At 42.7% G+C, this 20363-nt stretch carries 16 protein-coding genes and 1 other RNA gene; 2 read left to right on the forward strand and 15 right to left on the reverse strand.

The genetic code is table 11. The features are described from left to right. Positions 1 to 6: 6 nt before the first annotated feature. From RJ41_RS16110 to RJ41_RS16140, 7 genes are all read right to left on the reverse strand, one after another. Positions 7 to 768, reverse strand: a complete 762-nt coding sequence (locus tag RJ41_RS16110; RefSeq protein WP_014948702.1) for a DUF3450 domain-containing protein — start codon at positions 766 to 768, stop codon at positions 7 to 9. A gap of 298 nt (positions 769 to 1066) precedes the next feature. Next, the gene (locus RJ41_RS16115; RefSeq protein WP_039222957.1) at positions 1067 to 1765 is read right to left on the reverse strand and encodes a 2OG-Fe(II) oxygenase family protein; all 699 of its coding nucleotides are present in this window, start codon (positions 1763 to 1765) and stop codon (positions 1067 to 1069) included. A gap of 19 nt (positions 1766 to 1784) precedes the next feature. Then, positions 1785 to 3557 (reverse strand): 2OG-Fe(II) oxygenase family protein, encoded by a 1773-nt coding sequence (locus RJ41_RS16120; protein WP_039222959.1) that lies wholly within the window; start codon positions 3555 to 3557, stop codon positions 1785 to 1787. Further along, positions 3544 to 4455: a class I SAM-dependent methyltransferase gene (locus RJ41_RS16125; RefSeq protein ID WP_039222960.1), complete on the reverse strand. Its 912-nt coding sequence runs from the start codon at positions 4453 to 4455 to the stop codon at positions 3544 to 3546. Before RJ41_RS16125 ends, RJ41_RS16120 begins: the two co-directional genes overlap by 14 nt. 65 nt (positions 4456 to 4520) lie before the next feature. Continuing rightward, complete coding sequence (locus tag RJ41_RS16130) at positions 4521 to 7421, reverse strand: TonB-dependent receptor domain-containing protein (RefSeq protein WP_039222962.1); 2901 nt, start codon at positions 7419 to 7421, stop codon at positions 4521 to 4523. A 322-nt stretch (positions 7422 to 7743) separates the two neighbouring features. Further along, positions 7744 to 10689, reverse strand: coding sequence for a TonB-dependent receptor (locus RJ41_RS16135; RefSeq protein WP_039222964.1), 2946 nt, complete (start codon positions 10687 to 10689; stop codon positions 7744 to 7746). 251 nt (positions 10690 to 10940) lie between these two features. Next, on the reverse strand, positions 10941 to 12029 hold the full coding sequence (locus RJ41_RS16140) for a tryptophan 2,3-dioxygenase family protein (RefSeq protein ID WP_039222966.1): 1089 nt from the start codon (positions 12027 to 12029) through the stop codon (positions 10941 to 10943). A 270-nt stretch (positions 12030 to 12299) separates the two neighbouring features. Here RJ41_RS16140 and RJ41_RS16145 point away from each other — a divergent pair, with 270 nt between their 5' ends. Further along, entirely contained in the window at positions 12300 to 12593 is a 294-nt protein-coding gene (locus RJ41_RS16145; protein ID WP_039222968.1) for a late competence development ComFB family protein, read from the forward strand. Positions 12594 to 12607: 14 nt separating this feature from the next. Here RJ41_RS16145 and ffs read toward each other — a convergent pair. Together ffs and RJ41_RS16150 are read right to left on the reverse strand one after the other, a co-directional pair. Then, positions 12608 to 12704: signal recognition particle sRNA small type (gene ffs, locus RJ41_RS18985), an RNA gene on the reverse strand. A gap of 86 nt (positions 12705 to 12790) precedes the next feature. Continuing rightward, positions 12791 to 13849 carry a Glu/Leu/Phe/Val dehydrogenase dimerization domain-containing protein gene (locus tag RJ41_RS16150; protein WP_039222970.1) on the reverse strand — a complete coding sequence of 353 codons (1059 nt, stop codon included), beginning with the start codon at positions 13847 to 13849 and terminating at the stop codon, positions 12791 to 12793. 319 nt (positions 13850 to 14168) lie between these two features. On the opposite strand from RJ41_RS16150, the gene RJ41_RS16160 reads away from it, so the two are divergent. Beyond that, entirely contained in the window at positions 14169 to 14636 is a 468-nt protein-coding gene (locus tag RJ41_RS16160) for an Lrp/AsnC family transcriptional regulator (RefSeq protein WP_014948689.1), read from the forward strand. A gap of 42 nt (positions 14637 to 14678) precedes the next feature. Here RJ41_RS16160 and maiA read toward each other — a convergent pair whose 3' ends face one another. From maiA to pspB, 6 genes are all read right to left on the reverse strand, one after another. Then, positions 14679 to 15332 carry a maleylacetoacetate isomerase gene (gene maiA, locus RJ41_RS16165; RefSeq protein ID WP_039222976.1) on the reverse strand — a complete coding sequence of 218 codons (654 nt, stop codon included), beginning with the start codon at positions 15330 to 15332 and terminating at the stop codon, positions 14679 to 14681. A gap of 168 nt (positions 15333 to 15500) precedes the next feature. Next, the gene (locus RJ41_RS16170) at positions 15501 to 16511 is read right to left on the reverse strand and encodes a fumarylacetoacetate hydrolase family protein (protein WP_039222978.1); all 1011 of its coding nucleotides are present in this window, start codon (positions 16509 to 16511) and stop codon (positions 15501 to 15503) included. A gap of 364 nt (positions 16512 to 16875) precedes the next feature. After that, on the reverse strand, positions 16876 to 18432 hold the full coding sequence (gene tyrR, locus RJ41_RS16175) for a transcriptional regulator TyrR (protein WP_039222980.1): 1557 nt from the start codon (positions 18430 to 18432) through the stop codon (positions 16876 to 16878). A 215-nt stretch (positions 18433 to 18647) separates the two neighbouring features. Then, positions 18648 to 19448, reverse strand: coding sequence for a phenylalanine 4-monooxygenase (phhA, locus tag RJ41_RS16180; RefSeq protein WP_014948685.1), 801 nt, complete (start codon positions 19446 to 19448; stop codon positions 18648 to 18650). 202 nt (positions 19449 to 19650) lie between these two features. Then, the gene (gene pspC, locus RJ41_RS16185; RefSeq protein ID WP_039222982.1) at positions 19651 to 20097 is read right to left on the reverse strand and encodes an envelope stress response membrane protein PspC; all 447 of its coding nucleotides are present in this window, start codon (positions 20095 to 20097) and stop codon (positions 19651 to 19653) included. Continuing rightward, positions 20094 to 20333 carry an envelope stress response membrane protein PspB gene (pspB, locus tag RJ41_RS16190; RefSeq protein WP_039222985.1) on the reverse strand — a complete coding sequence of 80 codons (240 nt, stop codon included), beginning with the start codon at positions 20331 to 20333 and terminating at the stop codon, positions 20094 to 20096. Before pspB ends, pspC begins: the two co-directional genes overlap by 4 nt. Between the last annotated feature and the right edge of the window lie 30 nt (positions 20334 to 20363).

Here is a 20363-nt window from a genome sequence, read left to right on the forward strand (position 1 = left end):
TAACAATTACTCCGCTGCGCTAATTGGTAGTTTAATCAGATCCGCAGGAATGACGTTGTTAGCCATTTTAACTGCGTCAACAACTGAAGACAGATACTCGTCACCCAGTTTTTCCCATGCGCGGCTTTCGTTGTTCCATACCCACGCGTGAGTTTGGTCAAGAGAAAGTGCAACTAGCGCCGTACGACCAAGGTTAAAGAAGTCAACAGTAACTTCTGTGCCTGCGTCGTCGATAGTACCTTGGTAAGAGTTGATTTTCGTACCGTATTCAACTTCTACTAGGTAAGCTTCTAGTACCTGACGGAACTGCTCAGAAACAGTAACGTTAGAGTTAGCCATTAGATCGCGAAGACGCTCAACGCGCTGAAGACGCTCGTCTAAGTGAATTGGACGATCTAGCTTGATGAACTGCTCTAGGCTGTCAATCATGCGGAACATAAGAGGAACGATGCCCTGTTTAGTTTGTTCGATGCTGTCGATTTGACGCTGTAGAGAGTCGATTCCACGCTGCTGATCTGCAACAAGGCTAGCGATGTAATCATTGTAGATTTTAAGGTTTTCTGTCTCATCTACTGTTTGACGATACTCAACAAGTAGTTCTTGAGACTGTTCAAACAACGTGTTGATTTTTTCTTGAGATTTCGCTGCAGCCGCGTGGATTTTCGCTTCTTCTTTATGAAGATCTTCAAGCGTATCTGCAGAGACTGCACTACCTGTTAGTGCGAATGCACCCATAACAGTAGAAGCAATAAGAGTTCTCTTGCTCATTTTGGACATAGTTCCCAACCAAATTTCTTATTTGAATCCTCGCCGATAAGGAAAATATTCGGGCAAGGGGCGTATAAAACTTTCACAATTTTGTTTCAGGAATGTAGCACCGACGTCAATAGTCAGTACTACGAACGTAGTATACTCACATGGAACGGTGTAATGAGTCAAGTAACGACCTCTTTACATCTACAACTTTCGAGATTGATCGCTTAAATTATATTCATATACTTAAGCGTCCTTTTCTAAATCAATTAAGTCAAGTTGTAGCTTGCCGCTGCGAGAGTTGGTCAAATACCTAGCGAGTTCCAAACCAGCCAGTTAATGCGTATCGCGGTTTTTTAGCGAAAGGTGTTAAGTACGTGACGCTATGTATATGTTTCACGTCAAACAAACTTAATGTATTGAATGAGGGAGTCCAGCTTTCTAAGGTCTCACCATCTTCTTTGAAAAATTGTAGCAATCCTCCCCAATCAGGATGCCATTCTGGCGACAAATTGAAAACATACGCCAATTTTCTGCCTTCAGATTGAACGTCATCTCTATGCCGAGTTAAGAACTGGCCTGGAATATACTTTGTTGCTTGCATGCTAGCGTAGTTAATATCATTTATTCCTGTAATGTTACTAACTACATCTAACAGCTCTTTACTATTTACAATTTTATAAAAGTTGAGCAGAAATGGGTCTTTTTCTTCGGCTGTTATGTACTTACGCCCGTAAGAGAAACCATTACCCATTGCTGCATTTTCCATTAAATTGAAATATATCTGCTGACGCTGCGTGTCTTCTAACTCAGTCCATTCTTTTTTACTCATCACAGCATTTTTACCATCCACAAACATGGCGGTATCGAATTCAACTCTCTCGTTTAATGCTTGAAATGAAAGTGCAGCAAACTCGAAGTCCAATACTTTGTTAACTCTTACTTTGCCGTCTTTAGCGAAGTTCGATTTAATTTCATCGAAGTTTAAGTCTTTGTTCCAAAAATTTTTCATTGTTGTCTCTTTTTATAATTCAAGAAGATGAGATATCAAATGCTATAGTTAAACGCTTTTCATCAGATTTAAATGGGATGGTACCGTGCCAAAAATAAGAGGGGAAAATGACTAGCTTTCCAACTTCAGGCCGAACAGTGAACTCATGAGTTAGATCAGTTTTAAGTTTAAAATTTGGCGTACCAAAAGACAGATATCCCTCATGTTCTTCATGTGATAATTCAGATGGTATTTCAATATAAAAAACAGCACTTAATCGCCCTTCTGGATGGACATGATTGGTATGGTAGCCTTTATCAGATAGAAAGACGGACCACGCTCCTACGATTGTAAAATCCTTGTTGGGCAACACAACGAACTCATGCAGATCTTCTATTGCTTCAACTTCTGATATGTATTCCCTGACAGAGTTTTCAAAAAAAAGGCGTAATTCTGCTAGGTGCTCATTCTTCGAAGACAAGATATTCCCACGAGTTTGAGTACCACCATTGACCGTCTGTTGAAGAGGTGCCGATTTGGCATTATGCAACTGAGATACATGATCTTTTAACAAGGCAATAAAGTGGCTAGCTGGTTTCCCTCCAACCACGTCAGGTAACTGGAAAGTTCGCACTAACTCTGAATAACGACAGTAACTTTCTCGATGCAGATTGCGCTTTGAAAGTCTCTCTGCCACAGTCAAATAGGCCTTTGCCATTACAGATGAATCGCTTGATTTTGTTAATGGTGGCATAGCATTAAGTACATAGTCTGGCTTATCTACCTGCAATGCGTACTGCGCGGCGTCTAGCATCAAAGCTGAGTCAGTTTTATCCTTTAACAGCTTAAAAGCTTCTTGGTAATTTTCACCTGCGTGGTATAGGCGTGCCTTGCATTGTAAATATGCTGTCGACGAACGATCTAAATTAGGGTGACTATTCAATAAAGTTTCAGCTAACTCGACGTTCCCCATTCGCAAATATTGTTCTGCCAATGCAATAAGCATTTCATTGCTAGTATTCCCGCTTTGAATGGCAGACTCAAAAATCGCTAACGATTTATTGATTAAACCAACTTCTGCGTATATAGATGCAAGATTTTTATAGCTGTCGACGTAATAAGGGTTTAACTGGATGGCTCTTTCATATGACTCTATTGCGCTTTCAAGTTTATTCAGGTCTGAATACGCATTGCCTAGGTTATGATACAGCTGAAAATTGTTAAGCCCATTTAATTTAGCTCGCTGTAAAAGGTTTAGCGCCTTTTCAGAATCTTCTAAACGCCTAAAAACTGTCGCTAAATTATGCAGCGCTGTAGTGTTATTCTGGTCCTCTTTGAGAACAGTTTTATAAAGTTCAGCGGCCTTTGTAAGCACTCCTCTACTATCGAATAGCCCTGCGACATGATTGGTTAAAGCAATATTATTTTGAGAGGTTTTTAATTTTTGATACCAACTCTCTAGTTCGATGTCATTACAAACACCGCTAGCGGCTCGAAGAAAGAGCTTTGTTGTTTCGAATGAATTGTTATTAAAAGGTGCTAGACAACGATAGGCGTCTTCATATCTGTTTAGGACTAGAAGACATTTAGCATATTCACATAGTACGGTAATATTGGATTGCGTCTTTTCATATGCATATGTCAAAAGCGACAACGCATTTTCGGCTCTGTTAGTATCGAGAAGTAATTTTCCGTATAGATAATTTAAGTTTATATCAGAAGCATTCTTATCAAACAGTGATTTATAACCTGCCTCAGCCTCTGTCAAATGGCCTTTCTGATGAAGGCTCATTATGCTTTCAAGCTTTCTCATTATTCACTCTTTTATTAAATCTCAAATCCCATGCTACTGGTAATTCTTTATTTTTGAGTAAAAACGGGCGAACACCCCAGCTATCTGAATATTTTCCACTGGTTATCTGTTTTATGTCAGAAGTTGATAACGCAACATCACAAATAGCAGATACGCGACGATAGATCGTTCCTAACTGCTGCTCAAAGCCCTTTATCCATGCCAATATATCAGAATGGGCATATTGTTTGTAAGATAGAAATAACTGCTTAATTCCATTGACGAAATGAAGGCTTCCCGCACACCACTTGTTGTCCAATGTTGATAGATGAGATAGATATTGTTTAGCTCGTTTTTCATAAGCGTTTGGGTCAGTCGCGACCAGATTAGCTATCTGTAATGCATTTTCAAAGGCATGAATTTCAAATAAGCTCTCCATCCCCTCTTTTTCACGCTTATATCGAGAATATATGTGTCCGTCTTTGTAGTGACAAAGTGCAATGAATTTCGAGCCTTCTTTCATCATCGTTGGCATGTTTTTAATTGCGTCGACACCTAAATACTCAATACCGAACTGACTTACAATAAAATCAAACTCGAGCAGTTTTTCTTTGGGAAGATTGGACGTCTTATTCAAAATAACCTGGGCATCAGGAACATTTTTTTTCAAGGAATTTAGTGCATCTGTACTACAATCTAAACCTACTTTGCGATTAAAAGGTTTATCTCCGAAACTTTGAAAAAGAGCACCAGCACCGCAAGCTATATCTATTACGCTCTGCATTTCTGTATCATTTGGTATGTTTTGAGACCAAAACTGCTCAAAATCTGAAATGCTTTTGCCATTGTCTTCAGTGAACAACACTTTGCTATCAGGATTTTCTTTCCAGTACTGATTCCAGTCGTCTATTGTACCCATGATTCTCCTTATAAAGAGCAAAAAAAAAGTGGGCAATGCCCACTTTTTTATAAAGCAATAAGCTATTAGAAGCTAGCTGAGATACCTACGAAGTAAGTTCTACCAAATACATCGTATGTTGCAGGGTATGTATTTGACTGCTCAGCATTACCACCGAAGCGAGGCGCTTCACGGTCTGCTAGGTTACGAATACCTGCGTTTAGACGATAGTTTTCGCCAATGTGGTAAGTACCTGACAGATCGAAGTAGCTGAATGAACCAGTGTCTTCTTGGAAGTAAACAGTACCTTCATCATCATCTTCAGTTGCACCGATAAAGCGCCATAGAAGCTGAACGTCAAAGTCGTCCATACCCCAAGCGACTGTCATACGGTGAACGTACTCAGGAGTTGGCTCGCCACAAGTATTACCAAATGTACCCGCACAATCGATAACCTCTGAACCAGCGAATGACTGGAACGAGCTCTCAGTTGTGTAAGTAGCAAGGTAGTTAACACGCATGTCACCGCCCGCTACTTCCATAGCGTAGTCAGCTACGATATCAACACCAGTAAGTTTGATTGAACCTACGTTCTGGCTAAGAATTTCTACGAAATCAATAGAGCCATCTGGGCGACGGTTAACAACATCACAGAATGCAGAACCTACACCACCTAGTTCATTTGACGGGTCATAACACGTAGAAAGAACGTTGTTGGTACCACCACCAAAACCGAATACCGCGTCTTCAATATCAATATCGAAGTAGTCAACAGACACGCTTAGTTCGTCCATTGGCGTAATTACGAAACCAACAGACATTGTGTCAGCTGTTTCTTCTTGAAGATTAGGGTTACCACCACTTACCTGACGAGTCTGGCCAGATACTGCGTCAAGTGTTGGAGTAAACACTGCATCAGCAGGAACGCCTGTCGCTGTACAAATTGCGCGAACTGCATCAGATTGGTTAGACGCTTTTGATGAACATGGATCTTCAGCTGGTGGGAAGCCTTCGTTCTGTGGTGAGAAAAGCTCGCCAATGTTCGGAGCACGTACCGCACGGTTGAAGCTTGAGCGGAAACGAAGAGTGTCGTTAACAGTCCATGAACCCGCAATCTTATAAGCATTTACGCCGCCTACTGTTGACCAATCTGCGTAGCGATATGCTAGCTCTAAATCAACAAGTTCAGCAAACTCAACACCTTCTACAAGAGGTAGATACGCTTCAACAAAATATTCGTTTACGTCAAAGGCACCAGCAACTGGACCTGAACCGTTGAATCCAGCAATTGTACCAGCTGCAAGATCCTGCGATGGATCAAAAGAGAAGCTCTCTTCGCGACGCTCAAAACCAAACGCGATTCCGATTGGGCCACCTGGAAGTTCAAAGAAGTCCATTGTGTCGCCGCTGATATTGAAACCGTAAAGTTTCTGTTCGTACTCAGACGTAGAGTTTACGCGAGTGCGAAGGAAGTCTGCAGCATCAGCAGAAATGTTGCCTTCACCAAACAGATTCATAGGTGAACAACTAACTAGTGAACCATTCGCTGCAGTATTTGCACAGCTTGGGTTTCCGTCTGCGTCTAGGATAACATTTCCAGCTTCATCCGTAGCAAGGATAAGTGCTTGGTCAAAACGTGCACGGTTTACGTTACCTAACTGGATTGAGTTTTGGTTAACGCGTCCAGTTTGGAAGTACGTGTCATATGTCCATGCTGAATCACCGAATGAACCACGAAGGCCAGCAAGCATTGAGAACATCGTGTTGTCGTCTTCAACAATACGAGGACCAACTTCTAGCAAACGACGACGAAGGAACGCAGTACCTGTGTCTGCAATACCATCACCATCAGTATCAACGTCACCACCTACAGCATCAGAAAGAATCTGCTGTGCTGCTGGGTCAATAAATGGGTTGCCGTCAAGCGTAAACGTCGACGTTTGGAAAATAGGTGTAGCTGCTAGCTGCTGAGGAACGTCACTGTTTGCAAAACTACCGCGCATATACACTTCAGTAGTGTCATTGATTTCGAAATGACCCATTGCTGTAATGTTATGACGCTGCTGTGGCAACTGAAGATAGTTTACTGGAGCGAAGTTATAGAAATCATTCTCAGCACCACCCTGTACGAATGGACGAATGCTTCCATCTTGGTTGAAAATGGCGCCACTGTTGAATGATTCTGGCAGACCAGAAGTGAAGATTGACGTACCTGGTACGCCCGATGAACCGAATGGTTCTAGGAACAAACTGCCGTCAGCATTTGCAGCGTCTGTTAGTGCAACGCTAGAGATATCACGAGAGTCAGCAAAAAGCGCTGAACGCTCAGTGTACTGCATACTTACAACAACGTTACCGCGATCATCTGCAAAGTTACCACCTAAAGTAAGTGAGCCGTTCCAAATTTCAGCGTCACCTTCTTCAGTAGTCTCAAAACTTGTATTGAAATCTACGCCTTCAAAGTTCTTTTTAAGCGCAAAGTTAACAACACCCGCTACCGCGTCAGAACCATATACCGCAGATGCACCACCTGTTAGTACTTCTACGTTTTCGATAAGCGCCGCTGGGATTGTGTTGATGTCAACTGTACCACCAGATGTAGTAGGAACAGCGCGAACACCGTCAATAAGAACCAATGTTCTGTTTGTGCCAAGACCACGAAGGTCAACTGTAGCGATACCACCACCTGGGTTGTTAGACGAACGGTCTAGACCTGGAATTGTTTGTGGTAGTGTGTTTAGAAGCGCTTCGGTGTTAACCGAGTTGGTTAATTCAAATTGCTCGATACCAACAGTAGCAACTGGCGCGTTGCTTACGAAGTCAACCTTGCGGATACGAGAACCAACAACCTGCACTTTTTCAACTGCAGCTTCTTCTACCTGTGCATCTTCTTGAGCGTACGCTGGTACGCTAATTCCTGTCGCCGCTACCGCACCGAATGCGCACGCTAGCTTAACTGACTTAGCCAGCTTAGAGTTTGTAAACATGTATTGTCTCCCTGGACCACTAAAACTCTTAGTGTGTGTTTCTTAAATCGTTTATATAACGAATTATTATTAATAAGGTCGAAGCCTCACTTTGATAATAACCACATCATAAGCGGACGGTCAACTCAGATCAGACGGGTGTTCCACAAAAGTTCAATTTTTTTTCGACTTTTTATCTCCTTTTGTAAATATTAACTTACGCTTAACATTTGAAGCACAAAAAACAACCCACCTGTACACTTTTTAAACTTTGCAAATAAAAAAGCGCGGTTTACACCTAGAGTGTACCCGCGCCTATTCTTATTTTAAGTTATAACACTATTTAAAACGAGTAATTTACGCTGAAACGAACATATCTAGGTGTTTGCCATGCGGTCGGTAGACCATAATTTGGGTTTACATCAGGATTTGTTGGGTCAGCCGAGCTCTCATCGTCATATATTTCATTAACTTCTGTTACACGGTCGTTGTTAAGCAAATTGAAAATATCAGCTCGAACTACCAATGTTTGATCTTCGCCAATATCTATATTGTATGAGGCAGAAACATCGATTGAGTAATAGCTGCTCGTACGGCCACGCGAGCCACGAGGCGCTGGCTCACCACCGGCAAAAAACGACTCAGAGTCATAGGCTTGAGCAAAGAGATCTGTAGGGTGATAGCCAAATGCATTTATAGGGCGGCCAGTCCAAAACTGTAAGTTTGCCCCAAGGGTTAAGTCGTCAGTTACAGCATAAGCACCGTAAAGCTTAACTTGATGACGTCTGTCATTCGGTAAGTCACCATAAGCATTATCAAGCAGACCTGGTTGGTCAAATAAGGTTGTTAAACCTGCATCATCCTGACCGTTGTCTGAGCGTACATAGCCTTCGTTGTTACCCCAGCTATGTGACCACGTGTACGCCGCGTTCAGCATCCATACTCCGTCCCAAGCTCGTTGCCACATAAAGTCTACCGCTGCATATTTACGAATTGAATCAGGGTAGCCCAAATCTTCGGCTGATAGGTCCATGTAAACTAACTCACCTTCAGCACCTGGCAGCTCGGTAGTACCAATACGCATATCAGAATTAGGGTTTGTAAGTACATACTGATGAAACCCATCCCAGATATCAGATACGTCGCCGTAGCCATTCGCTGCGGCCCACTCAATAACCGCCGCATCAATTGCCATATCCTCTATAGTGGTAGAAAGTTCTCGATATGTACCTTGAATTGACATGCTCCATTCATCGTTCAATTGGAATTGGTAACCCGCGATAAATTCATCCGAGTACATTGAATCCAAGTTTTGATCCACAATTTCATCTGGTGATTTCGCGGTACCGTCAGCAAATACATCATCAGGCTGAGTTTTAGCGCCCGTCAGATTAGGGATCCCCAAGGCTTCATCAGCAAAACCTTCAAACGCGTAGTACTCTTGTGTGTAAGTTTCAGCGCCTGCTAGACGAATATTCGTGTTTGCAGCAATAGGTAAATAGTATCTGCCGTAGCTCGCCCATGCTTTTGTCTCGCCATCACCAAACACGTCCCATACTGCTCCAAGACGAAGTGCCCACTGATTGTCGAGTTTAGCGAAAGACTCACCGTCCGCATTGAAGTTTTCGAATGTATCGTTACGAATACCGGCGTTAATGACCAAGGTGTCAGTAACCTGCCATTGGTCTTGAACATAAAAAGCAAAGTTTTCAGAGTCGAACTGACCACCGACGTTATAATCGCGATAACGAACTTGGTAAATTTCCTCGTTAGCTAGATCGCTGTCATCAACATAGTATAGATAGTATGCACCGCCTGAGTTTATGGTATTGCTGTTTGAAGTAAGCTTCTCATAATCAACACCAAATCGTACTGAGTGATCGCCTGCGTACCAATCAGCATCCAATCGAATAACTTCACGTTCATCATCGCCTTGCTCTGCCGTAAAGTTAGCCCATGTATTTGTTGGAACGAACGCTGCCGTGCTGTCATAGCGGTAATAAACAACCGGGTTGCCATCTAACTCGCTTCGCACGGTTCTGTCTTGTTTGTTAATGCCATACTGAGCAGAGATTGAGAAATCATCATTAATGATGCTTGTCCATTTGGCCGTGTAGTTTAGCCCACCTTCATCTTCGTAACCTACACGACCGTCAGTGAATTCACCGCCGTCAACAGAGTCATAAGTCGTGATTTCTGTTGAACGTTCATCAGAAAATGCAGTAATTTCAAGAATATTATTTTCTGTAACGTACCAGTCTAATTTGGCAACCCAAAATGCATCATCATCTTTTTCAAAAAAGCCGTTTTGTGATACGCCGCTACTGGTGTTTGTTTGGTCACTTACGTAATTATTTTCAGCTGAACGAGGGTTAAATAGTGCATAGAAGAACAACTTGTCTTCTATTAGTGCACCGCTCGCCCAGACATTGACATCCCACTCGTCTATTTCATCTCGCGTATTGTCGATGCGATACAAATTGTTTTTGTTATTACGAGACGAATCACGCTGTTCACGTAGTGCATCTGGTTCCCAGTAAAAGTTGGCACCCGCTTTGAATTCGTTAGTACCACTTTTGGTTTTAGCGTTGATAACACCGCCTGTTACACGTCCAAACTCAGCTGAATAACCACCCGTTTTTACTTCAAACGTTTCGTACATATCAAACGGTGGCTCACTTGAACCCACGCCAGTACGGAAGTTAGTGATGTTTAATCCGTTAATGTAGTAACCATTTTCGCCCACAGACGCACCGCCAATTGAAGGCAAATCTCCAAATGCTGAGTCACCCTGAGTAGTACCTGGTGCTAATAGCGCTACAGAAGTCAGGTTACGTGGGACCGGTACTCTATCGAGTGTAACGCTATCTACAATAATACCCGTGCTTGAACTTGTTACATCAACCATCGCAATCGTAGTACCAGTCACTTCAATACGCTCTACGTCATCGCTGGCAAGACGCATATCTAGATTTGTTTTGCCGCTAATGCCAACTTTTACAGATTCTTGAATGGTAGTGCGAAATCCATTCTTTTCGGCGGTAACTTTGTAGTTACCAGCAGGAAGTAATGGAAAGCGGAAGTTTCCTGACTCATCACTTTGTACAGAACGTGTTAGACCCGTATCTAAGTTTTCGATGGTAACGGTAACATTTGCAAGGCTGCTGCCATTTATTTGAACAGATGTTCCTTGAATAGAACCATTGGTGTTATTTGCTAAAGCTGGTGCAGTTGCACCAATTGACAGTGCAACCGCTAATGCAACTGCACTTCTCTTGATTTGATACATGTACGTATTCCCTGGTTAGTCTCGATTTAGTATTAAGCTTTTATGAAAAATCAATTAAGCCAACCTAAATCTTTGTATTTATTAAAGATAATAAATATTATCCAAAAGGATAATTGACTATACAGAGCGGAGCGATCAACTCATTTGAGGACAAATTGCGACGAAACGATTCTTTTGAGCGATTACCCGTAGAACCCTCCAAAAATTTCGATAAACTACTAATATAAATAAACTTTTTCGCATATTAATATTTACTGTAGATAAAAACCTAACTGCTTTCTCACAGATTCGGGTAACTCAGGCAACGCACTTTTAGGCAATAAAAATGTTGCCATATTAAAAAAGTCTAAATAGATACGATTAGATTCAGTAGTTTTCTTCAGATAATGGTGCCCAGAAGACCCTCCGGTCCCAATCTTAGTACCCAGCATACGCTGAACCATCATTGCATGACGGTAGCGCCAGATAGTGAGTTGTTCGTCTATTTCAGTTAATGCTGTAATCAGTTGAAACGGAAGATTAAAGATAGGCTCTTCTGAATACTGCTTTATAAACAGCGCCGAAAGTAAAGCTTTATGACTTAACCGGAATTTACTTTCGTTTCTAAGTTTTTCGAATTTAGCTTCATCAAACAGGGCGTCGAAGTTTTCCGTAGTGGCTTGAAGGTCTTTAAGTTCCTGACGTTTTTCAGCCTCTGACAACATATCATTGGTAGAAATGGTGTGCTGGTCATCCTTCAACATTTCGTCAGCTGCATTTTTGTAGTACTGCCAAAAATCGAACCTTTCGGTTTTTAATAGCGGCATTCTAAATAGCCAATTATCGACCAGTTCAAACAAACTCGGTTTGCTTTCGAGGCTCTCTAGTAGCGCCCTATCTTTATCGGTCAGTCGGTTATAAAAGCTTTGCTTATCAAAATCGATCCTAAAGTCACGTTTTAAGCCGAGAGAAATTTCTAAACGCTTAAACTGGATACTCTGAAAGCCCGATGCGGGCACAAGATAGTCTCGAAACGACAGAAACTGCTGTGGTGTCATGGTTTCCATAATGGCAATTTGGTCGTTCATAAGTTTTTGAATTTGTATGATTCGCTGCAGTCTGTGTACAACTAACGTTAACTGCTGGTCTTTCACCTTTTCTTGGTTAAACGTATCAATAACGGCATTAAGTTCGTGGAGGACCTGTTTGAACCAGAGTTCGTAAACCTGATGTACGATAATGAACAACATTTCTTCGTGCGCCGCATCGCCGTATTTCTCACTTTGCAATTCTTGCGCGCCTAGTACCTTATCTAAATGCAAGTAATCGCCGTAGTAGCAGGGCTCTATATTTTTCTTCATTTTATTATTGCCTTATTACTGATTTGGACCGTGTAATACTAACACCGTCACCTCGACATCCCCAGAATACAAGCTATACATTATAAGGTTACATAGCTTAGGGTAACGTCGTTACGCGATGGGCGTAAACGAATGTATCCATTTCAAGCTTGAAGGGTTTGTATAAGCTAAAGATGCTTTTAAGCTAGATGCTTCTTGTGTAATTTATTGCTCGCATACTATTCAAACCGCTAAAGCAAGATGCTTCCAAAAATTATAAGGGGAACCAAGGTGAAACTAGACGATGACATTCACAACTATTATGAACATCTTGTATTAGAAAGGATAAGTCAGCTTGGGCTTGATAAAACTAAAAGTCCCGACTATTTGGCCGACTTATGTTGCCTTGCGTTAAATCAGGTTCCACCGCGCTATATTCGATATGAGGTCGACATGGCATTCTATCTGCCGCAAAGTGAACGCAATCAAATGGAAATGAATGTTGAGCACGCAATAAGCAAGGGGTTGAAATACTTAGATGAAACTGAAAAAAGCAGAAAAGACAATATAGAAGAAATAGAGTAGATAGTTGGGTGGCGGGCCTCCAGCCACATCCCGGCACATGAGTCGTCTGCTGCGGCTGCTCCCTTCCAGGCCTGACCGGGTTCACAGAGTATCATTGCGGGAGGACCAAAAGCCCACCATAGAAACTCGCATTCAAAGCAAAGTCATTCGCCCCTGCTTGATTGCGGGGCGCATTATGACTATTTGGCTTTGAGTTTTCAACCCTTTATAAAAAATCTCTCTTCAGCAATAAGGTTTGCAACACGGTTAGTCGCGGCGCCCTCTCGCTCTGCGCGGGTATAAATTTCTTTTAGCGTCTCACCGATTTGTTCAATATGTGTGCGAAGTGCTTCGTTAGAACTTGATTCCATACGCTGATGAAAGATGTCAATCACCCCACCCGCATTGATTACGTAATCAGGTGCGTACAAGATACCGCGTTGCTGAAGCAATTCACCAATATCTTCCCGTGCCAACTGATTATTAGCGGCACCAGCAATGACTTTTGCTTTTATTGCCGGTAGCGTTTGATCGTTTATTGCAGCACCTAATGCGCATGGCGCCAACACATCAACGTTTAAACTTAAAATTTCTTCTGGTGCCACTGCAGTTGCGCCAAATTCAGCCACCGCTTTTTGAACGCCTTCCGGATAAATATCAGCGACATAGAGTTTAGCGCCCTGCTCGTGTAGATGCTTGGCAAGTCGATACCCAACGTGTCCCATTCCCTGAATAGCCACGCTCACCCCGTCTAAATTACGCTTTAAACCATACTCTACTGTCGCTTTCAAACCTACAAACACGCCATAGGCAGTCGACGGTGCAGGGTTTCCATCTGGCACTTCACCGGCGTAGTGATACTGCGCTTTAACACCCGCTATGTAGTCAGACTCCGTTGCCATAGTTTGCAAATCTGTTACAGAAATTCCTGAGTCCTCGGCGGTGAAATACTTGCCACCCAAAGACTCTACAAACTTACCCATCGCTTTCATCATTTCCGGCGATTTGGCTTTACGAGGATCGCCGATTATTACCGACTTGCCGCCGCCAAGCTCTAAGTTAGCCATTGCGGCTTTGTAAGTCATACCTTTAGATAACCTCAGTACGTCGGTCAACGCTTCACCGCTATTGACATAAGGCCACATTCGACAGCCACCAAGTGCTGGGCCAAGATTAGTGTTGTGTACAGCAATAATGGCACTCAGGCCCGCCTTCTCGTCGTGATAAAACGCAACATGTTCGTGATTATCGAACTCTGGGTGATCAAAAACTGACATATTTTCCCTATTAATACTGTAATGAGTTAAAGCCTACCCAAGCCCGAGCTGTCACGAATTCTAAACAGTGCTCGTTTGGGTCGATGTGAGTGTATGATAACTATTTGCGATACACTTGGAGCCTTAGAGTCGGCCTTGCAAACATCGGCAACATTTTACCAAGTGTATCTGATTGCTCTGAGGACAGGCCTTGCGAAGTTTGTTAATGAATTTTACAAACTGAAACACAACGGATTTGAATACTATTTTTCTAGGACAGCTATCCTAGAATTTTTTTTGATATATAATAAACATCATAAAAACGACGGAAGCAGTGTTAATGAAATTGGATAAGTTTGACCGTGAGATTTTACGCGTACTTCAGCAGGACGCCACGGTATCAATGGCAGATTTAAGTCAGCGTGTTGGTTTGTCACATACGCCATGTTGGCGAAGGGTCAAGCGAATGGAAGCCGACGGTATTATTCTTGGTAAGGTCACTCTGCTAAACAGCAAAAAGCTGAATTTGGGCGTGTCAGTATTCATCTATGTCACGCTTAAGAATCATGACGGCGACTCACTGACCGATTTTGAAAACGCAGTTCAAAACATTGATGAAATTGTTGAATGCCACACAACTAGCGGCGAAAAAGACTATTTGCTGAAAGTGATAGTGGAAAGTATTGAAGAGTACGAGTTTTTACTTAAAACGAAATTGACGCACCTCCCTCTTGTTGACCACTTAAGTTCAACTTTTGCGCTCAAACAAGTGAAAAACACCACCGAACTTCCCATTAAGCGACAGTAGTAAAGAATTATGGGGTCAGTGTCACGACTCTGACCCTAACACTCAAATTGCGTCTGCTTGGTTTTCAGGCCGTGCGTGTTCAAATGCACTCAACTCGTTACAGTTTTTTACGATTTTACTGATTAGCGGATAGCGATTCATATCCACATTAAAACGCTGTGCATTATACACTTGAGGCACTAGGCATATGTCGGCCAATGTCACGTCGAAATCAAAGCAATATTTACCCGCTTGAGTTTGTAAACGTTTTTCAATGCCATCAAAACCAAGCGTGATCCAGTGAGCGGCCCATTTAGCCACATCGTCTTGAGAAGCATCGAAGTGCCCCTTTAGGGCATTTAACACGCGAAGATTGCCGATGGGCTGAATATCACAAGCGATATCTTGCGCCAACGCTCTCACTCTCGCCCGATCTGTTAAGTGCTCGGGCACTAGCCTGTGTTCACTCTCATATCTCTCATCAAGATATTCAATAATGGCTAATGACTGATTAAGAATGATATCTTCGTCTTCGTCAATGAAAGTTGGAACAAGATGTGCGGGGTTCAGCCGTGAATACTCACTGCTATGCTGTTCACCACCATTATTTACAAGATGTACTGGCACATACTCGTATTCAACACCTTTTAAGTTAAGCGCAATGCGCGCTCGATACGAAGCAGTTGAACGCCAATAGCCGTAAAGTTTTATGCTCATGTACTCACCACTTATCAAACGAGTGTTAAGGAAGCGCCTGCTCGTACTTGTTTATCTGCAGTCAACTTCCTTCATCAACAATAGTGCGGAAAACAACAAAGCATCTTAATGGTAAACCTATTTACCCACTCAAATGCTTATATCCGTTTAAAGCAACCTGCTAAGTAGTTAGCTCAATGGTTTAACCTGCTGTTCGATTGCACCAAATACTGAGTTGCCTTCTCTATCAAGCATTTCAATGCGAATGCGATCGCCAAACTGCATGAAAGGCGTGGAAGGTTTACCGTCGCGAATCGTTTCAATCATTCGAACCTCAGCAATGCATGAATAACCCACTCCGCCTTCACTAATAGCTGAACCGTGATCAGTACCTTGCTTATTTGAAACCGTGCCTGAGCCAATGATAGCGCCGGCGCCTAGATTTCTGCTCTTCGCTGCATGTGCAACTAATTGACCAAAATCAAATGTCATGTCCTGACCCGCTTCTGGCTTGCCAAACAATTCACCGTTATAGGTTGAACGCAGAGGCAGATGCACTTTACTATCTTTCCACGCATCGCCTAATTCATCAGGTGTTACCGCCACAGGAGAGAAGCTAGAAGCAGGTTTTGATTGAAAGAAGCCGAACCCTTTCGCTAGTTCGCCAGGTATCAACCCTCTAAGCGAGACATCGTTAACTAGCATAACAAGACGGATACGCTCTGAAGCTTGCTCTGGTGAACACGCCATCGGAACGTCATCGGTGACAACCGCTACTTCGCCTTCAAAATCTATTCCCCAGTCATCGCTTGGTAATATGATGTCATCAAGAGGTCCGATAAAATCGTCAGAACCACCTTGATACATCAGGGGATCAGTCCAAAAGCTTTCCGGCATTTCTGCATTTCTTGCTTTTCTCACAAGCTCTACGTGGTTCACATAAGCACTTCCGTCAGCCCATTGATAAGCCCTAGGCAACGGTGACTCGCAGCGAGACGCGTCAAAGGGTACGCTGTCGCACGTGTTATCATTGAGTGCTTGGTATTTCATCTGAAGCTGAGGAGCAATCTCTTTCCAGTTATCTAATGCTTGCTGCATCGTTTTCGCAATGTCTTGTGCACTGCACGCGCGAGAAAGATCCTTCGACACTACCATCAGGCAGCCATCGCGGGTTTCATTTTTGTAGGTCGCTAATTTCATTGTTCTTTCCTCGACGAATAATTTACTTGCTGCGCTTATAGCTTGAGTGTTAGATCAATTGGCGTGAACAACGAATTTGATGCTTCAGCGCTACAGCTCTATGCATAAGCGTTAGGTTTCTAGGTATAGTTATGCCACTAGTCGGTATAACTTGAGAAGTGTTAGAGCGACGAAGTTTTATTCCGCTGTAAGAAAGGATGTACGCACTACATCGACTGTCATATAGATATGCCACAGCAGGCTTGCTATTCAGGCAATGTAAATTTTTCGTAACAGGTAATGTTGTTGTGCTATTGGATGAATAAGAGACAATAACGAAACGCGCTGACCCTAGCCAAATAACAAAGGTCAGCACATGGATGAATTAAAGCTTAACCGTCGCTTTGTTGATGCCGTACTCTCTCAGCTTGTTAGCAATAGCTGTGTGGCTCAAACCTAACTTTTTGGCTAATTGGCGAGTACTCGGATAGGAAGGGTACAATCGCTTGAGCAGGTCCTTCTCAAATTTCTTCACTTCCTCATCTAATGTTCCGTCAAAGTTCTCATCTATATAGGTGACACTGGGGGCACAGCTTGGAAGTTGAATATCTTCCTTCGTTATTTCCTTGCCATCAAGCAGTGACAACGCGCGATATAATGCATTTTGCAACTGTCTTACGTTACCGGGCCATGGATACTGCTGTAGAAAATCAACGCATGATTTGCTCAGCTTCGCAGGACGACGGCCTAGCTTTGTGCTGTGTTGGACAATAAACGACTCGGCAAGAGGCACGATATCTTGTCTTCGGTCTTTTAATGATGGCATAACTAGACTTAGTACATTTAAGCGGTAGTAGAGTTCTTTTCTGAATCTCCCTTCTTCTACAAGTTGTCCTAAATCACGGCAGGTAGTGCAAATAAATCGAACATCTACCTTAACGGGCTCAGAATCTCCTACTCTTCTAAATTCACCATCTTCAAGAACGCGTAGTAATTTGGCCTGAAGCTGTGAAGACATATCCGCTATTTCGTCAAGTAATAAAGTACCGCCTTTCGCCTGCTCCAGCAGACCTACTTTTGCATTTGGTTGATTAAATGCGCCCGCCGCATAACCAAATAACTCAGTTTCTGCCACACTATCAGGTAATGAAGCACAATTAAGCGCCAGAAACGCACCCTCGCTGCGGCGGCTAGACTGATGACATGCTCTGGCAATCATTTCTTTACCCGTTCCCGTTTCGCCGAATATTAAAATAGGAGCGTCTAAATCAGCGATTCGCTTCGCTTCATGAACGACGCGTTTCATAAACGGAGATTGAGTAATAAAGCGATCAAAACTGTCGGTGGGCGACTGGTGAAAAGCTGTAAATTGTTGACCAAGGCGCATTTCTGATTTCAAGATAACTACGGCACCCGCCATGATCATATTTTTCTCACCATCAGGTACAGTTATAGGCAGCATATCGGCAAGATAATCCTGTTGAATGAACTTCACTTTTGAAGATTGTGGACCTGGTGACTTTCCATCCATCCACTTTGTAAAGTTGAACCCCTTAACAGCCTCGCTGATATCTGTACCTACGATTTCACTGCTCGGCATCTCAAGCCCAGCGCTCACCGCTTCGTTACACAATAAGATGTTACCTTTAGCGTCTATTGAGAACACAGGGTCGGGCAGCGTTCTTAAGATCGCGGACAGCTGATTTTTTTCACGCTCTCCTGGCATGAAAAGGGTCGTCTTCACATCATCGATCCCGTCAATACGGCGAATTTGAGGCATAAGATGTTGAAAATCTGCAAATTCGATATTGGGAAAATTAAGGAAAATTTTACCTGCGGGATCAATTTCAATACCGCGTAGGTCTATTTCTTTAGTAACGAGAATATCTAAAACATCTTGAGTAATTCCAAGACGGTCCTGACAGCTTATTTCTAGACGCATAGGGTGTTATAGCTATTTTGTAAACATATATGTACAGAATACCATACTTTTACAAAAAGATAACAAGATAAATGTTACAGATGGTTAAATTTGCGATGAATCACACATTCAAGAACGCGCAGAGAGCATGATTAAAAGGCCGCGCATACCAAATAAAAAAGATGCCGCTTCAGTGAGCGGCATCCTATATAAAACACATTTAATTAACAATAGTGTTAGCTGGCTTTTTTCTCTTTAGGTGGGAAAAGTGGGGAAAATAGCCCTAAAGACTTCGCTTCTTCTACGAGTGCCATAATATCCATTTCCGCTAATTCAAACAGATGGTCGAATTCCGGTAAGATATAATAAAGAGGCTGCATAATATCAATGCGATAAGGTGTTCGAAGCGCATCAATTGCAGTAAGCGGGTTACGCAATGGGGTGTCGCTGTCCAATGCGTATATGGTTTCGCCAGGTGAAGATAAGATGCCGCCGCCATATATCTTAAGTTCATCCTTCGCGCGCACCAATCCAAACTCTACGGTGAACCAATAAAGACGAGCAAGATAAACTCGGTCTTCTTTGCTAGCAGCTAAACCTAACTTGCCGTAAGTGTGGGTAAAATGGGCAAATGCTGGATTAGTTAATAACGGACAATGACCAAACACTTCATGAAAGATGTCGGGCTCTTGCAGGTAGTCAAATTCTTCACGAGTACGAATGAAGGTGGCAACAGGGAATTGCTTATTCGCCAGTAATCTGAAAAATTCACCAAAATTAATTAACGCAGGCACTTCGGCTGTTTGCCAACCCGTTTTCTCCATCAGTACTTTGTTGATGTCGGGTAGCTGAGGGATTTCCTTTTCATTTAACTTCAACAAATCAAGCCCGTCCAAGTATTCTTGGCACGCTCTTTCTTTCACCAGCGGAATTTGTCTCGCGTAGAGTTCAGACCAAATCTGATTCTCTTCATCTGACCAATGGATAATGCCATTTTCATCAGATTGTCTCGACTGGTATTGCGTTGATTTTGGCATAACTTCTGTAACCAATAAGAGTTAAAAACTTGCCTATCAGTCTAATGAAATTCGTGACGTCGAAAAGTGTAAGCCCTTACGAGCGACTCGATTTTGCTGTAACAGGAATTTTACAAAACCAAGCAAACGCATTGTTTTATATAACAAAAAGCCGCTCAACACGAGCGGCTTCATTCAAGTTTGCTTGTCGCACCATCGCCAATTAAAGACGACTAATTTCTTTATTGAGTTGGTATTCGCGAGACGTTACATATGTTTCCATTTTGCGAAGGCGGACTTCGGCTTTTTCAAAGCGATTACGAATATCATGAAATGCCTGCTTGGGTGGCTCACCCGCTTGCCACACTTTCGTCTTCACTTCGACTTTTGAACTTTTTACCTGACCACCGTTGGGATTTGTCCAGCCCTTCCCTTTTGAAAAAACAGGTTGTGCAGGTGCATTTTTCAACCCAATGGGCTTCTTATCAAGAATGAACCAAGCTGCAATATAAGCAACAAAGATGAAAGGTCCAGCCAACAAAAAGAAACCTGTTACTACTAAAATTCGAACTAACCAGGTTTCAAGGCCAAAATACTCGGCTACCCCTGAACAGACGCCTGCGATCCTTGCATTTTCTGGATTTCGATAGAGCTGTTTACCATTTCTCATGCTCTATTCCTCCACTCAGGCGCCTCGCTATCCAAAATGGCCTCTAATGTCTCAATTCGCTCACTCATCTTCTCAGCTTTCTCGGCTAGGTCTTGTAAGGAAGCATGCTCTTCTGCACTCAGTCCTTGGTTGACCTGCTTTTTGCTGCGGTAGTGTAAAATTAGCCAAATGGGAGCTACGAATATTGAGAACACCACAAGGGGCATAACCAACACTGCAATTGTACCTTCATCCATCTCAATCTCTCCTACAAACTCTGATGTAAC

It is taken from the genome of Alteromonas marina, from assembly GCF_000808575.1.
In the GTDB taxonomy this organism is placed as follows: domain Bacteria; phylum Pseudomonadota; class Gammaproteobacteria; order Enterobacterales; family Alteromonadaceae; genus Alteromonas; species Alteromonas marina_A.